The sequence below is a fragment of the Sorangium sp. So ce834 genome (assembly GCF_051521425.1).
Lineage (GTDB): Bacteria > Myxococcota_A > Polyangia > Polyangiales > Polyangiaceae > Sorangium > Sorangium cellulosum_D.
Genome location: NZ_CP150351.1, coordinates 11,695,312 through 11,711,003 on the forward strand (window position 1 = coordinate 11,695,312; position 15,692 = coordinate 11,711,003).

Here is a 15,692-nt window from a genome sequence, read left to right on the forward strand (position 1 = left end):
CCGCTCGCCCGCCCTCCAGCCGCGCTACATCCGCTCCGGGGCCTCGATCCCGAGCAGGCCGAGGCCCTTCGCCAGCACCTCCGCCGTGAGATCGCACAGCGCGAGGCGCGAGCGGCGCACCTCCTCGCTCTCGGCCCGGAGCACCGGACAGCGCTCGTAGAACGTCGTGAACGACCCGGCGAGCTCGAACAGGTAACCGCACAGCCGATGCGGCTCGAGCGTCGCCGCCACGTCCTCGAGCACGGCGCCGAACCGGAGCAGCTCCAGCGCGAGCGCCCGCTCCGCCGGCTCGCCCACCGTGATCCCGACCCCGCGCGGCGACTCCACCCCCGCCTTCCGGAAGATCGACCGGATGCGCGCGTGCGCATACATCAGGTAGGGCGCCGTGTTCCCCTCGAACGCCAGCATGCGATCCCAGTCGAACACGTAATCCTTGATCCGATCGCTCGAGAGATCCGCGTACTTCACCGCCCCCACGCCGACCGCCCGCGCCACCGCGCCCGCGGCCTCGGCGTCGAGCTCCGGGTTCTTCTCCCGCACCACCTGTGTCGCGCGCTCCACGGCCTCGTCGAGCAGATCCGACAGCTTCACCGTGTCGCCGCTCCTCGTCTTGAACATCTTCTTGTCGGCCCCGAGCACCGACCCGAACGCCACGTGCTCGGCCCGCGCCGGCGGCCTGAGCCAGCCCGCCTCCCGCGCCGTCGTGAAGACCATCGCGAAATGCTGGCTCTGCGGCGCGCCGACCACATAGATGAGCCGCTGCGCGCCGACCGTCGTGAGCCGGTGGCGGATCGCCGCCAGATCCGTCGTGGCGTAGCCGTAGCCGCCGTCCTGCTTGCGCACGATGAGCGGCAGCGGCTCGCCGCCCTTGCCCGTGAAGCCCGCCGGGAAGACGCAGAGCGCCCCCTCGCTCTCGCGCGCCAGCCCCTTCTGGCCGAGCTCCGCGAGCACGTCCGGCAGCAGCGGGTTGTAGAAGCTCTCGCCCGCGAAATCGGCCTCCGTCAGGGTCACGCCGAGCCGGCGGTAGACCGACTCGAAGTAGCGCGTCGACTCGCGCACGAGCTGCCGCCACAGCCCGAGCGTCTGCTCGTCCCCGCCCTGGAGCCGCACGACCCGCCGGCGAGAGCGCTCGGCGAACGCCGGGTCCCCGTCGAACTTGGCGCGCGCCTGCCTGTAGAACGCGTCGAGATCGCCGACCGAGAGCTCCTGCGAAGCGGCCGCCTCGCCGAGATCGAGCATGTGCTCGATCAGCATGCCGAACGGCGTGCCCCAGTCGCCCAGGTGGTTCTGGCGGATCACCCGGTGGCCGAGCGCCTCGAGCACGCGCGCGAGCGCGTCGCCGATGATCGTGCTGCGCAGGTGGCCGACGTGCATCTCCTTCGCGGCGTTCGGGCCCGAGTAATCGACGATCACCGTCTCGGGCTGCGCCGCAGGCGCGATCCCGAGCCGCCCGCTGCTCGCCGTGTCGGCGAGCTCGCGCGTCAGGTAAGCGTCCTCGAGCGTCAGGTTCACGAACCCGGGGCCGGCGATCTCCACCTTTCGACAGATCCCGCCGAGCTGCAGCGCCCCCACGATCGCCGCCGCGACCTCGCGCGGCGGCCGGCCGAGGCGCTTGCCGAGCGCCATCGCGGCGTTCGCCTGGTAATCGGCGTGGCTGGAGCGGCGCAGGGAGGGATCGGCTCCGGCGTGCTCGGCGCCGAACGCGGCGGTGATCGCCTCCTGGAAAGCGCGGGAAAGGGCGTGGACGGGATCGGCCATGGCGCATCCTTGGCCCGGCCCCGCGGCCAATTCAATAGGCAAGCCGGCGCTCCATGGCCGAACCGCGCGCCGCCGCCCGCGGCGCGAGCCCCGGCGCGGCCGTCTCGACCGCGCGCTCGCGCGGCGGCTGCGCGGCGGCGCGAGTGCGCGGCGACCTGCGCATCCACCGAGGAAAACGGGCCTTCCTGCGCGCGCGCCGGCGCGGCGCGCGGCGGCGATCCCCCTTTGACAAAAATCGGGCTAGGCCGGACAGTTCACGCCTCCCGTGAGCGCCTCCTTGCCCCCTGCCCCCGGCGATCCGAAGCCCGCCGCGAGCGACGCGCCCGCGGAGAGCGCGGCCGCCCAGATGGTCGGGACGGTCATCTCGGACCGGTACCGGATCGTGGAGCTCGTCGCGACCGGCGGGATGGGCGCGGTCTACAAGGCCGAGCACCTGCTCCTGCGCAAGTGGCTGGCGGTGAAGCTCCTCCTGCCCTCGGCGCAGGGCTCGCCGGAGCTCACCGCGCGCTTCGAGCGCGAGGCGATCGCGGGCGCGCACATCCAGCACCCGAACATCGCGTCGGCGACCGACTTCGGGACGCTCCCCGACGGCTCCCGGTTCCTCGTGCTGGAGCACGTCCGCGGCACGACGCTCGATCGCATCATCAAGAAGGGCCCGGTGCCCGCCGCGCGCGCCGCCGAGCTCGCGCGGCAGATCGCGGCGGCGCTCGCCGCGGCGCACGAGCGCGGGGTCATCCACCGCGATCTGAAGCCGCGCAACGTCATGGTCGAGCACGGCACCGACGCCGTGAAGCTCATCGACTTCGGGTTCGCGAAGGTCCCGCTGGAGCGCCTCGCCACGACGACCGCGCACAGCGGCGAGGAGCGGCCCGAGCCCATGCGCATCACGCTGAGCGGCATGGTCTTCGGCACGCTCGCGTACATGGCGCCGGAGGCGGCGCAGGGCATGGAGCACGTCGACGAGCGCTCCGACCTGTACGCCCTCGGGCTCATCCTCTACGAGATGCTCGCGGGCAAGCACCCGTTCGACTCGATCGTGCCCGTCGAGCTCTTCCGCGATCAGTGCGAGACGGCGCCGCCGCCGCTCCGGCTGCGCGCTCCGGGCGTGGAGGTGCCGCGCGAGCTGGAGGCGCTCGTGATGCGCGTCTTGCGCAAGGACCCGGCGGCGCGCCCCGCGAGCGCGCGCGCGCTGCTCGCCGCGCTCGACGCCGCCGTGCCGCGGTCCGAGGCCCTCGGCCTCCTCCCGTGGAAGGAGCCGCTCTCGAGCGGGTCGTGGTCCCTCGGCGACCCGCTGCGCGCGCTCCAGGCCGCCACGCCGCCCGCGCCGCCGGCGCGGCAGGACCGAGCCGCCGCGCTCGAAGGCGCGGCGCGCGGCGGGGCAGCGGCCGCCGGCGGGGCAGCGGCCGCCGGCGGGGCCGCGGCCCTCGACGGCGCGGCCGGCAGCGCCGCGGTGGCGGCGTCCGGCGCGCCGCTCGCGGCCGCGGGCGGCGCGGCGCCCGGGGACGAGGCGCGCGTGGCGGCGGAGCGCCGGCCGGGGCCGCGGAGGCGCGCCCGGGGCTGGCTCGTCGCGGTGGCCGCGATCGCCGCGGCCGGCGCGGCGGGCGGCGCGGTGCTCCTCCGCCGCCTGCCCGCGGGCGCGCCGGCGGTCGTGGGCGTGCCCGCGCCCGCGATCGCCGGCCCGGAGCTCCAGGAGGCGACCGCCGCCATGCACGCGCCGGCCGCCGCGGCGCCCGCCACCCGGGTGCCTGAGCCCCTCGGCGCGCCCCCGCCAGCCCCGTCCGCGGCGCCGGCCGCGAGCGCCTCGGCCCCCGTGCCGGCCGGCTCCGGGTCGGCGTCGGCCGAGGGCGCGGCGCTCCCCGGTCCGGCTCCGCTCGACGGCGCGGAGCTCCCGGCCGAGCGGGAGCGCCTCGTGGGGGCGGTCCGGGCGAAGCGATGGGAGGACGCGGAGAGCGCGCTCTTCGTGCTGCTCGAGAAGGATCGCGCCGCCTTCGAGCAGCGCGACGTGATGACGGCCGCGGCCGCCGTCGCGGTGAAGAGCTCGTACCGGCCCGACGGCCGCGCGGACCCGATCTTCGAGGCGCTGGAGAGCCGCCTCGGCCAGGAAGGCCTCGACATCGCCTACGAGATCGTGAGCGGCTACGGCGGCACGCAGGGCGGAAAGCGCGCGGCCGCGCTGCTCCGCCGCCCCGAGGTGCTGGAGCGCGCGAGCGTCCCGCTGCGCATCGCCGTGGAGCTGCGCGAGGCCCCCTGCCGGCGCAAGCCGGCGCTCTTCGAGCGCGCGGCGCTCGAGGGGGACGCGCGCGCGCTCGTGTTCCTGGAGATGCTCCGCTCGTCGCAGTGCCAGCCGCGCATCGGGCAGTGCTGCTTCCACCACCACGCGGGGCTCGAGCGCGCGGTGCGCTCGCTGCGCGACCGGCTGCGCTACTGATCCGCTGCGCGGGCGCCGCGCCGCTGCGCCCGCGCCCGTCCCGCTGCTCCCGCAGGGCCCGGGCTCCCGGCGGGACACGGGCCACCCCCGACGGCCGCCGAGATGGGCTACGCTCGCGTCCGCGGTCCCGAGCGACGAGCAGGCCCGAGCACGGCGGCGAACGGCGCGCGGACGAAGAGAACAAGGAAGAGGAATGAGCGACAAGACGAATGAGGAAATCTACAGGGCCTACCTGCTGGCTTACGCGTGCAGCGGCGACACCTCGAAGGTCGCGGTGCTCCAGGACGCGCGCCCGCTGACCGCGACGGTCGCCGCCGCGCTCGCCCTCGCGGAGCGCGATCGCCAGGCGGGCGAGCCGCCGGACACGTGGGACTCGCTGACCGAGCGCCTGCAGGCCATGTTCGACGACTTCGATCCGCACGGGTACGACCTGGCGACCGGAGACGACGAGGCGCTCGACGACGAAGAAGAGGACGGCGACGAGCCGATCGCCTCCTGAGCCCGCGCCTCCGCCGCCGCGGGCTCCCCTCGCGCCGCGCGGCCGGCGGCGGCCAGGCAAGGACGGGGAGGCGGTAACCAGGAAGAAATGATGAACGATCTTCCTGCTTTACCGCCTTCCTGCGGAGCCCTCTCCGGAGGAACGTCACCGGGACCGGCGCCTCCCGGGGAGGCGCCGGGGAGCGGCCCGCTCACCCCCCGAGGGTCGCGCCGTTCGAGGCGATGACCTCGCGATACCAGTGCGCCGAGTCCTTCAGCACGCGCTTGCCCGTCGGGTAGTCGACGAAGACGAGGCCGAAGCGGTGCTTGTAGCCGTGGGCCCACTCGAAGTTGTCCAGGATCGACCAGTGAAAGTAGCCGTTCACCGCGGCGCCCTCGGCGATCGCCCGGCGGAGCTCGATCAGGTGGCGCGCCATGAAGTCGATGCGCTGGGGGTCGTGCACCTTCCCGTCGAGCGAGATCCAGTCCCGGGTGGACAGGCCATTTTCGGTGATCACGATGGGGCGCTTGTAGCGCTCATAGAAGAACCTCGGCCCCCAGTAGAGGCACTCGGGGGTGACGGACCACTCGAAGGCCGTGATCGGGTGTCCCACCGGGTGCGGCACGACCTCGGCGCCGCCGTTCGCCCCGGCGCGCACCGGCACTCCCCAGTAGACGTTCACGCCGCAGAACTCGACCGGCTGCGCGATGATCTCCATGTCGCCGCTCCGGATCTCGGGCAGCTCGTTGGCGAACAGGCGGAGCCCGTCCTCGGGGTACCTGCCGAAGAACACGGGATCCATCCACCACGTGTTGGTCCACGTGGTGCGGGCGCTGACCGCCCACGTCGCCGCGCGCGCGGCCTCCAGATCCTCGGGTGACGCGCTGGCGGGGTATTTGACCTGCGCGACCGGCGCATAATAGACGTTGCACTTCCCCGGGCTCGCCGCGCGGATGGCCTGCACCGACTTGCCGTGCGCGAGCAGGACGTGGTGGCACACGCGCAGGACCTCGGCGAAGCGCAGCCGGTCGCCGGGCGCGTGGCGACCCTCGTAGTGGCCGGCGCCGGCGAACACCTGCGGTTCGTTGAGCGTCATCCAGTCCTTCACCCGATCGCCGAGCTTCTCGACCACGACGCTCGTGTACTCGGCGAACCAGTCGGCGCTGTCGCGGTTCAGCCAGCCGCCCTTGTGGTAGAGCGCGAGCGGGAAGTCCCAGTGGAACAGCGTGACGTGGGGCGCGACCCCCGCCTCGAGCAGCGCGTCCACCAGCCGATCGTAGAACGCGAGGCCGCGCTCGTTGACGGCGCCCGTGCCCTCCGGCAAGACGCGCGGCCACGAGATGCTGAGTCGGTAAGCGCGGAGGCCGATGTCGCGCATGAGGGCGACGTCCTCCCGGTACCGGTGGTAGTGGTCGCACGCGACATCGCCGGTCTGGCCGTTCCAGATCGCGTCCGGCTTCTTGCAGAACATGTCCCACACGGACGGCCCCTTGCCGTCCTCGTACGCGGCGCCCTCGATCTGGTACGACGCCGCCGCGGCGCCCCACAGGAACCCTTCCGGAAAGCCCTTTTCGCTCGGTGCCTCTTCGCTCGGTGATCGCGTCATGGTGGCCGCACCATACCAAACGCGGCCGAGCGCCGCACCGCGACGTCAGCCAGCCTCGCGCGCCTCGTAGCCCTCCTCGCGCACGGCCGCCACGAGCGCTTCGGCCGTCGCGCTCCCCTCGACGATCGCCTCCCCGCGCTCGAGGCTCACCTCGCACACCCGCGTGACGCCGGGGACCTTCGCGAGCGCCTTCGCGACCGCCCGAACGCAGTGGCCGCAAGACATTCCTTCGATAGCGAGTCTGCGCACCTCCTCCCTATGCCCCCACCAGGCAGCAGCGTCAACGAAGCCGCGCAGCGTCAAGCGCCCGCGCAGCGTCAAGCGCCCGCTCAGCGTCGAGCGGCCGCGCAGCGTCGAGCGGCCGCGCAGCATCGAGCGATCGCGCCGCGTCACCGCGGGCACTCCGGGCACGCCTGCCCGCCGCAGTCCACGCCGAGCTCGCCGCCGTTCCGCACGCCGTCGATGCACGTCGGCTCCTCGCACACGCCCGCCCAGCAGACGCCGGTCTCGCAGTCCGCGCCCGTCGCGCAACCGCCGCCCGGCGGACAGGGCGCCCACGGACCGCCGCAGTCGACGCCGGTCTCGGAGCCGTTCCGCACGCCGTCCGAGATCGACGGGCTCTGGCAGGTCTTCGGGTCCCCGAGGCACACCCCGGAGATGCAGTCCTGCGGGACGGAGCAGCGCGACCCGTTCTCGCACGGCCGCCTGCAGATACCGCCGCAGTCCACGTCGGCCTCGTCCGGGTCGCGCCGCAGGTTGATGCAGTGGCTCGGCGCGCAGAAGCCCCCGCCTCGCTGCGCGCCCACGGTCGGGACGCAGATGCGCCGGGTCCCGCACTGGTCGTCCTCGACGATGCAGTCGAACGGCTGCGCCTCGTAGCAGATCTGGTCGACCGAGTAGAGATCCATGAGGCTGATCCCGTTGTCGAAAGGCACGTTGACAGGCCTGTTCTCCACCGAGCAGACATCGGAGGTGCACAGGTTGCCGTCGTTGTAGAAGTCGGCCGGATCCGGCTTGGAGACGACCTTTCCCTCGTGCGTGCACTCCAGCTGCGCGCAGTCGCCGCGCACCTGGGAGGGCAGCGGGCCCGGGTAGATCTCCAGCTGGCACACCCGGTCCACGCACCGCCCGGTGCCGCAGCGCGGGTCCGGCGGTCCGGCGCACTTCGCGTCGTTGTCGCACGCCGTCCCGGCCGTCCCCGGCGCGCAGCTGAACCAGCCCTCCTGGCACTCGCTGCACGGCCTGCAGGCGAGAAAGCAGTCAGGCGCCGTGTCCTCGGGCGCGCAGCACAGCGTGTGCCCCTCCTGGACGCACGTGCACTCGTTGTCCGTGCACTCCGTGCCGGGCGCGTACTGGGTGTCCGACTCACAATCGGCCGTCGACTCGCACCGCCCTCCCATCTGGCTCATCCGCTCGCAGGAAGAAACCGCCAGGAAGATGAGAAATATGGAGATGAAAACGGAATGCTTAAGACATCTGATCATGCGTCCAGTCCTCCGGCACGAGGCCATGGCGCCGACACCCCGGCGGCCCCAATCCGCCGTGATGTCGCTTCCAACTCGCGACGATCCTACTCGGACCTGGCACAGGTCTGCCAGTCCTGACGACAGTTTTCGACACGTTGGATCAGCCCGGCATCGAGGGCCGACGCGATTACGTGCGCGCGTCTCGTTCCATTTCGGATTCGGCTGCTCGCGGCGGCGCTCCTCGGCTCCGCGCTTGCGCCGCCCGCGCCGGAGTGGTTCGCTGCTGCGCGTGACGGCTCGCGAGCACACGGCGCTTGTCGGCCACGGCGGTGTGCACGTCGTCGAGGGCGCCGGGGCGACGCGCCGCCACGCGCTCCACCTCGTCAAGCTGATGGTGCCGCTCGACGGCCCGCTCGAGGTCGCCGTCGAGGGCGGGCTGCCGTTCGGGGCGCGCGCGCCCGTGCTCACCGGCGCCGGGGTCGCCCATTCCGTCGGCGCGCCGGGCGCGACGGTCACGGTGTTCCTGCCGCCCGACGGGCTCGGCGCCGGCGCGCAGGCGGTCGGCCGCGGGCGGGCGCTGGTCCTCGAGGGGGCGCAGGCCGATCGGGTGCGCGCGGCGGCGCGCGACGTGCTCCGCGGCCGGCTCGACCACGCGGCGGCACGCGAGCTCATGCGGGCGTGCGCCCGCGCGTTCGCGCCGGGCGGCCCGCCGTGCGACCGCCGCGTGCTGCGCGCCATGCATCGCCTCGCGGGGCAGGCGCCGGCCCGCCCCGCGCTGGGCCCGCTCGCCGCGGCCGAGGGCCTCTCGCGCTCGCGGCTCTCGCACCTGTTTCACGACGCCTTCGGCCACCCGCTGCGCGACTACGTGACCTTCCTGCGCGTCATGTCCGCCGTCCGGGCGCTCGTCGACGGCGCCGCGCCGGCGCGGGCGGCGCTCGCCGGCGGCTTCCACGACCAGGCGCACCTGGCGCGCGCCGTCGCCGCCACGCTGGGCCGCACGCCGGGCTCCGTGGCGCGCAGCCACTTCGTACAAGCGCCGGCCTCGGCCGGGCCCATCGTGGTCCTCTGAAACCCCAAGGAGGACCCATGCCCCCTCGCGCTGTCGGCGCCGCCCGCGTCGCCCTCGGTCTCATCGTCCTGCTCGGCGGCATCAACGGATTCGTCCGCGTCGTGCCGGTGCCCGAGCCGCTCCACCCGTTCGTGCAGCTGCTGGTCGACAGCGGCTACGTCTATGCCGTGAAGGCCGTGGAGATCACCGCCGCGGTCCTGCTCCTGCTCGACCGCCGCCGCCCCCTCGCGCTCGCGCTGCTCTGGCCGGTCGTGGTGAACATCGCGCTGTTCCACCTGCTGCTCGATCCCCGCGCCGGCATCAACGCCGTCATCCTGCTCGGCCTGCTCGGCGCGCTCACGTGGCACGATCGACACGCCTTCGCGCCGCTCTTCGCCGAGCGGCGCTCCGGCTCGGCGTCCCCCGCGGGCAGCCCGGCCCGCGGGGAGCGCGCCTCTCCCGCGTAGCGATGCCACGCATGGGGAGAGACGAATGAAGAGGATTGGAACCACAGAGAGGCACGGAGAGCACAGAGGATTAGAGAGAGAGTCAGTGAATGAGAGAAGAAGATCTCATCTCTCCTCTTCTCTGCCTCTGTGCCCTCTGCGCCTCTGCGGTTCCGATCCTCTTCCCCGCGTGGAACCCCGCGCTACGGCGCGCTGTCCTGGAGCACGCCGTCGGGCACGAGGCGGAGCGAGCGCACCGCGCCCTCGCGCGCGAGCAGGACGGCGCCGAGCAGGCCGGCCTCGCTGCCGAGCGGAGAGGCGACCACCGGCACCGCCCCCGCGCGGACGGCTTGGCGCGGCAGCTCCTCGCGCACGCCTTCGAGCAGGATGTCGGGCGCGGCGAGCAGCTCGCCGCCCAGCACGACGAGCTGGGGGTTGAGCAGGTTCAGCAAGACCCCGATGCCGCGCGCGAGCTGCACGCCCGCCTCGTGGAAGATCGCGCGGGCGCTCTCGTCGCCGGCGAGCGCCGCGCCCGCGACGGCGCCGACCGCGTGCGGCCGGGGGAGCGCGGCCAGCTGCGGAGAGCGCGCCGACGCGGCCTCGGCGGCGCGCCGGAGCGCCATCACCGAGGTGAACGTCTCCAGACAACCCCGGCGACCGCAGCCGCAAGGCGGGCCGTCGTCAGCGACGCGGCAGTGGCCTATCTCACCGCTGTACCCCTGCATCCCGAAGAACAGGCGCCCATCGACGACGAGGCCCGCGCCCACGCCGAGCCCGACGTAGATCCACACGTACGACACCTGTCCTCGCGCGGCGCCGAGCTCCCCCTCCGCCACCGCCGCCGCCTGAGGCAGGTTGTACACGGGCACCTGCATGCGCAGCGCGCGGCTGAGCTCCGCGCGCAGCGGGAACCGCTCCCAGCCCAGGTTGGGCGCGAGCACGCACACCCCGCTCGGCCGCTCGATGAGCCCAGGCACGATGGCGCAGGCGCCGCGCAGCCGCTTCCGCGGCACCCCGCTCAGCTGCAGCACCTTGGGCAACAGCTCGGCCACGTCGCGGACCGTCCGGTGCGGATCGCGCAGGACGGCCGGCTGCTCCAGGCGCGCCCGCATCCGCCCGCGCGCGTCGGCCACGGCAACGGCCGTCTGCTCGACGCCGATCTCGATGCCCAGGTACGCCGCGCTGTCATCGTTGAACTCGAGGAGCCGCGCCGGGCGCCCGCCGCGCGACTCGGTCCCGACATCGCGGACGCTGCCGTTCTCGAGCAGCTCCTCGATGATGGCCGAGACCGTCGGCTTGGTCAGGCCGCTCAACCGCGCGAGGTTCGTGCGGGAAATCGGGCCGTGCTCCTGCACGAGATCGAGGACGAGGGAGCGGTTCAGCTCCCGAGGGGTGCGGTTGCTAGCTGTCTTGTCGTTGGCACGGACCATTCGAGCAGACCGAGACTTAGCCGTTCTCGCGCGGCGAAAGCAAGGGGCGTCACCACCGCGCCGCCACGAAACGCGCGCGGCGCGCCGCCGCCGGCGACCCGCGCGCCGAGCGCACCTGGCCTCCCTCGCTTCCCCGCGTCCCTCTCCTCCCCTTTCCTCCCCCTCACTTTCCCTTGGTTTCCTCCCCTCGCTGGCCGCGCACCACTGCGCTCCACACCCCGGGCGCCCGCGGATCGCCGGAGCCGTTATGTCATCATCACACGCGCTGAGACCGGGCCCGCGTTGCCGGCGCCCCCTCCAGGTCTTCCGCGTAGCAAACTGCCCCGCAGCGCGGGATGCGGTCGTACGATGAGCACCCCCTATGTGGCGGAACGCCTCATCCCCGCGTGTGAGGTGGGAACAGGGGGTGCGCGCGGTCTTCTCGCCGTCCGCCCCGCCCGGCCCTGGCCGGACCCGACGACCGCCGCGCTCCGCGGTGCCGTGACGCCGCAGAAATCGGCGGCGAGCGGACTCATCTCTTCTCGCGGGGAACGCTGATTGCAAACGGCCCATGCGGGAGGCGAGCAGACGCTGAGTCGATGAGAGCTGACGACGTGGATGAGTGAAGGAGAGCGATCGTCAAGGCGCTGGCGTGCGGACATACAGACGCACTACCGCCCCAGGTCGGGCGAGGACTCGACGGCATGGAGGATAGGGCGACATCGCGGCGAGGCGCGTCGCGCGTGGCGGCCGTCGCGCGAGATCGCTCGGCGCGCGCTCTCAGGGGCGATTGACGGGTCCTCGATGGGGTCCTGGCAACCGCCCGCCTGAGAGGGCCGGCCGAGTCGGCTCGCCCGGCGGCTGCGCTGGCGCTGCCGCTCGCGCGCGCTTCGCATTTCCGAGGAGACGCCCGGAGCGCTGGGCGTGTCTCTTCACGAGGAGTTTGCACGATCATGAAGATGGCAGATGTTCTGGGAGCTGTTCTCGCTGTAACGCTCGCTGGCTGCATGGCATCATCCGACGGTGCCGAGGGCGCGGATCTAGAGGAGACCGGGACAGTCGAGGGCGCGCTCAGGCTGAGCGACGTGGCGGTCGTCCCCGTGTATTTCGATCACGAGAACCGTTTCATGGTCGACCGGGAGCGGTCGGTCTACGCGCACTTCACGAGCCATCCGGGCAGGACGCTCACGCTCGAGCTGCAGCCGATCGCCGGGGGCAGGAGCGCCGCGGTCGACTTCAGGCTCCACGAGGTCACGAGCGAAGGTAGGCTGAGGCACGTCCGGCGGCTCGGGGGCGGCCGGGGGCAGGGCGTCGCGACGTGGGAGAGCCGGGGCACCGGGTCGTACGTCGTGCAGGTCCTCTCGCCGCGGACGCCCGTCGAGGTGGAGCTCCGGCTCTCCTGCGGCGCCGACGCCTGCTCGCCCCTCGCGCAGCCCGGCGAGATGTGCGCCGGCATCGCGGGCATCGGCTGCGCGGAGGGCCTGTATTGCGACTTCGCCCCCGAGGCGAACTGCGGCGCTTACGACCGCAGCGGCACGTGCGAGTTCGTGCCCGAGGTGTGCAGGCAGGATTACGATCCGGTCTGCGGCTGCGACGGCCTGACGTACGGCAACGACTGTGTCGCGGCGACGGCCGGCGTCTCGGTGAGGAGCCTCGGGGAGTGCGGCCCCACGGTGGTGGGGCTCGGCGAGAGCTGCGGCGGCTTCACCCTCGGCGCCCTGCGCGTCTGCGGGGAGGGGCTCTACTGCAAGTACGCGCCCGACGCGATCTGCGGGCGCGCCGACGCGGCCGGCACCTGCGCGGAGAAGCCCGAGGTCTGCACGAAGGAGCTCGCGCCCGTGTGCGGCTGCGACGGCCAGACGTACTCCAACGCGTGCGTCGCCGCCGCGAGCGGCATCTCCGTCGACGTGCGCGGCGCGTGCGACCCCCCGCCTGTCGAGTGATCGCCCCCGGCGGCCCCGCCCCTGCCCGCCCCGTCGGCGCCGCGGGCTCCCTGACGCCGCTCCGCGACGGCGCGGCCGAGCGGAACGCCCCGGCGCCGCCAGGGGCCGCGCTCCAGGCAATCTGAATTTTTCCAGCCCAGTTTCCTATCTGCCTGTCCGATCGGCGCGTCGTCGCCGCGTTCGGCGGGGGCATGTGTTCCCTGGCGCTCGCGCGCGCGGCGTGCGTGGCGTAGATTGGGTACAGCGCTCGACGTCCATTTCCTGGCTCTCTGGGGGCGTGAAGCGCAGGAGAACGACATGCTCGTATCGCCGCTTCCCGTCGATGTCCGCCACGAGTCCGATCGGGGCAGCATCGAGATCTCGTATCCGGGGCGCCATCTCATCTACTACCGTCTTGCGGGGCACATCGACGCATCGCTCGTCCCCGGCCTCGTCAAGCCCACGTTGCACGCCATGGCGCTCCACGGGCACATCGACGAGTTCGTCGATTGCACGCGGATGACCGGCTACGACTCGATCGTGCGTGTCCGCATGGTCGAGTACCTCCGCGCCGCGCGCGAGCACGGCTCGGTGCTCCAGCACGTGCTCGTCGGAGCCAAGATCGTGGCGCTGGGCGTCTGGCTCGCGAAGCTCGCCGCCGGCGGCATCGAGATCTACCACGATCGCGCCGCCTTCGAGGCCGCGCTGGGCCGCGCGCTCTACCCGGGCTGACGCCGCGCGAGCCGCCGCAAGCCGGTGGCGACCTACGGCTCTCCCCCCGCGCTCCCCTCGCCGTACCGGTGCGCTCGCGCCCGCCGTTCCCGGTTCCTCGCCACCCGCGCCGCCCGGCTCGCCAGGAGCTCCGGCGACGGCTTGCGCCCGCGGAGCGGCAGCTGCTCGGCGTGGTGCTCGTCGAACGACCCCGGCTCGCTGCCCAGCTCGAAGATCGCGACCTCGCGCTGGCCGCGCTCGCCGAGCCGCAGCGGCATCACCGCCGCGCCGATCCCCGCCCCCACGTAGACCGCCCCCTGGCCGGGCTCGCCCCGCTTACGCGTCCCGTAGAGCCCGTGGATGTACCGGTGCCCCGCGATCTTGCCGATCGAGAGCTCGTTCAGGCGCGCGACCGTCACCTGGCCCGCGTGCGTGTGACCCGAGAGCACCAGCGGGATGCCGTGGCGCCAGAGGCCGTCCGCCTCCTCGGCGATATGCGAGAGCCCCAGGGTCGGCAGATCGCGCCGCATCCCCTTCACCGCCTTCTCGCGCGACGCGTGGCCGGTATAGGCGTCGTCGAGCCCCACCACCTGGAGCCGCTCGTGGCCCAGCGTGATCACGGTGCTCGCGTTGCAGAGCACCGCGGCGCCGCCCCGCTCGAGCGCGCGCTTCACCGCGTCCGCGCCCGACCAGTGATCGTGATTCCCCAGCACGGCGATCACCGGCGCCTCGAAGCCGCGCACCACCTCTTCCAGCTGATCGAGGTAGAGCTGGCTGTGACACACGAAGTCGCCCGTGAGCACGACGAGATCGGGCCGCTGCAGGTTCGTCAGCGCCACGGCCGCGCGCTGCACCCGCACCGACGTCACCCGGCCGACATGCTGGTCCGTCAGGTGGGCAATGCGAAGCGACGACACCTGCTCGAGGTAAGCCGCCGGCCCCGCGAAGCGGCGGAGGCGAATCCCCATGGTCGCGTCCGCTCCCCCGGAATCCGGCCCCCCGCCCGAGGCGCCAGCGCCTCGCCGGAAGAGCCCCCGCCACCGCTCCCTCGCAGGTACTGCACTGCTCACGGCCGCCGAGTGTACGGGTGAGGTCGAGTGGCCGCCACCTTTTCTTTCGTCGAAGACGCCTTGATGCCGGGGAGCGCAGCAATCTGACGAGCGCGTGGTCCAGCGCTGGACAGCGCTGATCTTGGAAAACTCCGCGCTCGTGCGACTCGGCATCCCTCATCGTGCCTGAGCCCGGCGGATCAGGTCGCGATCGACGGAAGCCAGGGTGGGACAGCCGGCGAGCGCCATGGCCATCGACAGCTCATCGCGCAAGCCCCCGAGCACGCGCGCGACCCCCTCGCCGCCGAGCGCCGCGAGTCCCCACAGGACTGGCCGCCCGACCAGCACCGCGCGGGCGCCGAGCGCGATCGCCTTGAGCACGTCCGTACCCCACCGGACACCGCCGTCCATCAGCACCAGGCACCGCCCGGCGACCGCATCGGCGATGGCGGGGAGCACCTCGATCGTGGCGGGGGCGCCGTCGAGCTGCCGCGCGCCGTGGTTGGAGACGACGACGCCGGCCGCGCCGGCCCCGAGGGCGCGGACCGCGTCGTCGGGCCGGATGATGCCCTTGAGCAGGATGGGGAGCCTCGTGATCGAGCCGAGCCACTCGACGTCGCGCCACGTGAGCGAGGCGTCGTGTCGCGAGGCGACGTAGGCCGCGAGCAGCGATCCCCGCTCCGAGGCGGGGGCCGCCGCGGCGACGTCGAGGAGGTTCGCCATCACGAGCCCCTCGGGGAGCGCGAAGCCGTTGCGCACGTCCGCGATCCGGCGGCCGAGGAGCGGCGTGTCGACGGTGAGCATCAGCGCCCGGTAGCCCGCCGACTCGGCCCGCTCGACGAGCGCGCGCGTGAGGCCTCGGTCCTTGTGGACGTAGAGCTGGAACCACTTCGGCCCGGGAGAGGCCTCCGCGACCGCCTCGAGGCTCGTCGTCGAGAGGGTGGAGAGCGTGAAGATGGTGCCGAGCTCGGAGGCCGCCCGCGAAGAGGCGATCTCGCCGTCGGGGTGCGCGAGGCGCTGATAGGCGGTGGGCGCGACAAGGATGGGGAACGGCACCGTCGTGCCGAGCAGGGTCACGCTCATGTCCCGCTCGGCGACGTCGACGAGGACGCGATAGTGAATCTGGAGACGGCGGAACGCGTTGCGGTTCTCCCGGAGCGTCCTGCCCTCGTCGGCGCCGGATCGGTAGTAGTCATAGGCCATCTTGGACAGGCGGGCGCGCGCTGCGCGCTCGAAGTCGTCGACGGTGAGCAGCGACGGGGCGGGGCGAGGCTCTTGCACTGCGTTCTCCTGGAAAGCGCGGCGCCGCGTCCTAGCCGCGGGCGCCGGCCATCCTACCAGGAGCGGACGCTCACGCACGAGGAGGCGAAC

The 15,692-nt window shown here is 73.2% G+C and carries 13 protein-coding genes; 6 read left to right on the forward strand and 7 right to left on the reverse strand.

The annotated features are described in order from the left end of the window. Nucleotides 1-24: 24 nt before the first annotated feature. Nucleotides 25-1,758 (reverse strand): arginine--tRNA ligase, encoded by a 1,734-nt coding sequence (gene argS / locus WMF20_RS43000; protein WP_437607522.1) that lies wholly within the window; start codon nt 1,756-1,758, stop codon nt 25-27. A 265-nt stretch (nt 1,759-2,023) separates the two neighbouring features. On the opposite strand from argS, the gene WMF20_RS43005 reads away from it, so the two are divergent. After that, complete coding sequence (locus tag WMF20_RS43005) at nt 2,024-4,186, forward strand: protein kinase domain-containing protein (RefSeq protein WP_437607523.1); 2,163 nt, start codon at nt 2,024-2,026, stop codon at nt 4,184-4,186. A 193-nt stretch (nt 4,187-4,379) separates the two neighbouring features. Beyond that, nucleotides 4,380-4,685 carry a hypothetical protein gene (locus WMF20_RS43010; protein WP_129579682.1) on the forward strand — a complete coding sequence of 102 codons (306 nt, stop codon included), beginning with the start codon at nt 4,380-4,382 and terminating at the stop codon, nt 4,683-4,685. Between the two features lie 190 nt (nt 4,686-4,875). Here WMF20_RS43010 and WMF20_RS43015 read toward each other — a convergent pair whose 3' ends face one another. From WMF20_RS43015 to WMF20_RS43025, 3 genes are all read right to left on the reverse strand, one after another. Then, nucleotides 4,876-6,270: a GH1 family beta-glucosidase gene (locus WMF20_RS43015; protein ID WP_437607525.1), complete on the reverse strand. Its 1,395-nt coding sequence runs from the start codon at nt 6,268-6,270 to the stop codon at nt 4,876-4,878. A gap of 45 nt (nt 6,271-6,315) precedes the next feature. After that, nucleotides 6,316-6,495, reverse strand: a complete 180-nt coding sequence (locus tag WMF20_RS43020; RefSeq protein ID WP_437572750.1) for a heavy-metal-associated domain-containing protein — start codon at nt 6,493-6,495, stop codon at nt 6,316-6,318. A 164-nt stretch (nt 6,496-6,659) separates the two neighbouring features. After that, a complete protein-coding gene (locus WMF20_RS43025) occupies nt 6,660-7,670 on the reverse strand; it encodes a hypothetical protein (protein ID WP_437607527.1) in 1,011 nt (336 codons plus the stop codon). Between the two features lie 355 nt (nt 7,671-8,025). Here WMF20_RS43025 and WMF20_RS43030 point away from each other — a divergent pair, with 355 nt between their 5' ends. Both WMF20_RS43030 and WMF20_RS43035 read left to right on the forward strand, forming a co-directional pair. Further along, the gene (locus tag WMF20_RS43030) at nt 8,026-8,805 is read left to right on the forward strand and encodes a helix-turn-helix domain-containing protein (protein ID WP_437607528.1); all 780 of its coding nucleotides are present in this window, start codon (nt 8,026-8,028) and stop codon (nt 8,803-8,805) included. 17 nt (nt 8,806-8,822) lie between these two features. Beyond that, nucleotides 8,823-9,251 carry a membrane spanning transport protein gene (locus WMF20_RS43035; protein WP_437607529.1) on the forward strand — a complete coding sequence of 143 codons (429 nt, stop codon included), beginning with the start codon at nt 8,823-8,825 and terminating at the stop codon, nt 9,249-9,251. A gap of 182 nt (nt 9,252-9,433) precedes the next feature. On the opposite strand, the gene WMF20_RS43040 is transcribed toward WMF20_RS43035, so the two are convergent. Continuing rightward, on the reverse strand, nt 9,434-10,660 hold the full coding sequence (locus WMF20_RS43040; protein ID WP_129579686.1) for an ROK family transcriptional regulator: 1,227 nt from the start codon (nt 10,658-10,660) through the stop codon (nt 9,434-9,436). 986 nt (nt 10,661-11,646) lie between these two features. On the opposite strand from WMF20_RS43040, the gene WMF20_RS43045 reads away from it, so the two are divergent. After that, complete coding sequence (locus tag WMF20_RS43045) at nt 11,647-12,582, forward strand: Kazal-type serine protease inhibitor family protein (RefSeq protein ID WP_437607531.1); 936 nt, start codon at nt 11,647-11,649, stop codon at nt 12,580-12,582. Nucleotides 12,583-12,879: 297 nt separating this feature from the next. Next, complete coding sequence (locus tag WMF20_RS43050; protein WP_437607532.1) at nt 12,880-13,293, forward strand: hypothetical protein; 414 nt, start codon at nt 12,880-12,882, stop codon at nt 13,291-13,293. 32 nt (nt 13,294-13,325) lie between these two features. Here WMF20_RS43050 and WMF20_RS43055 read toward each other — a convergent pair whose 3' ends face one another. Continuing rightward, entirely contained in the window at nt 13,326-14,240 is a 915-nt protein-coding gene (locus tag WMF20_RS43055) for a metallophosphoesterase (protein WP_129579688.1), read from the reverse strand. Between the two features lie 258 nt (nt 14,241-14,498). After that, a complete protein-coding gene (locus WMF20_RS43060; RefSeq protein WP_437607534.1) occupies nt 14,499-15,602 on the reverse strand; it encodes an alpha-hydroxy acid oxidase in 1,104 nt (367 codons plus the stop codon). Nucleotides 15,603-15,692 lie beyond the last annotated feature (90 nt).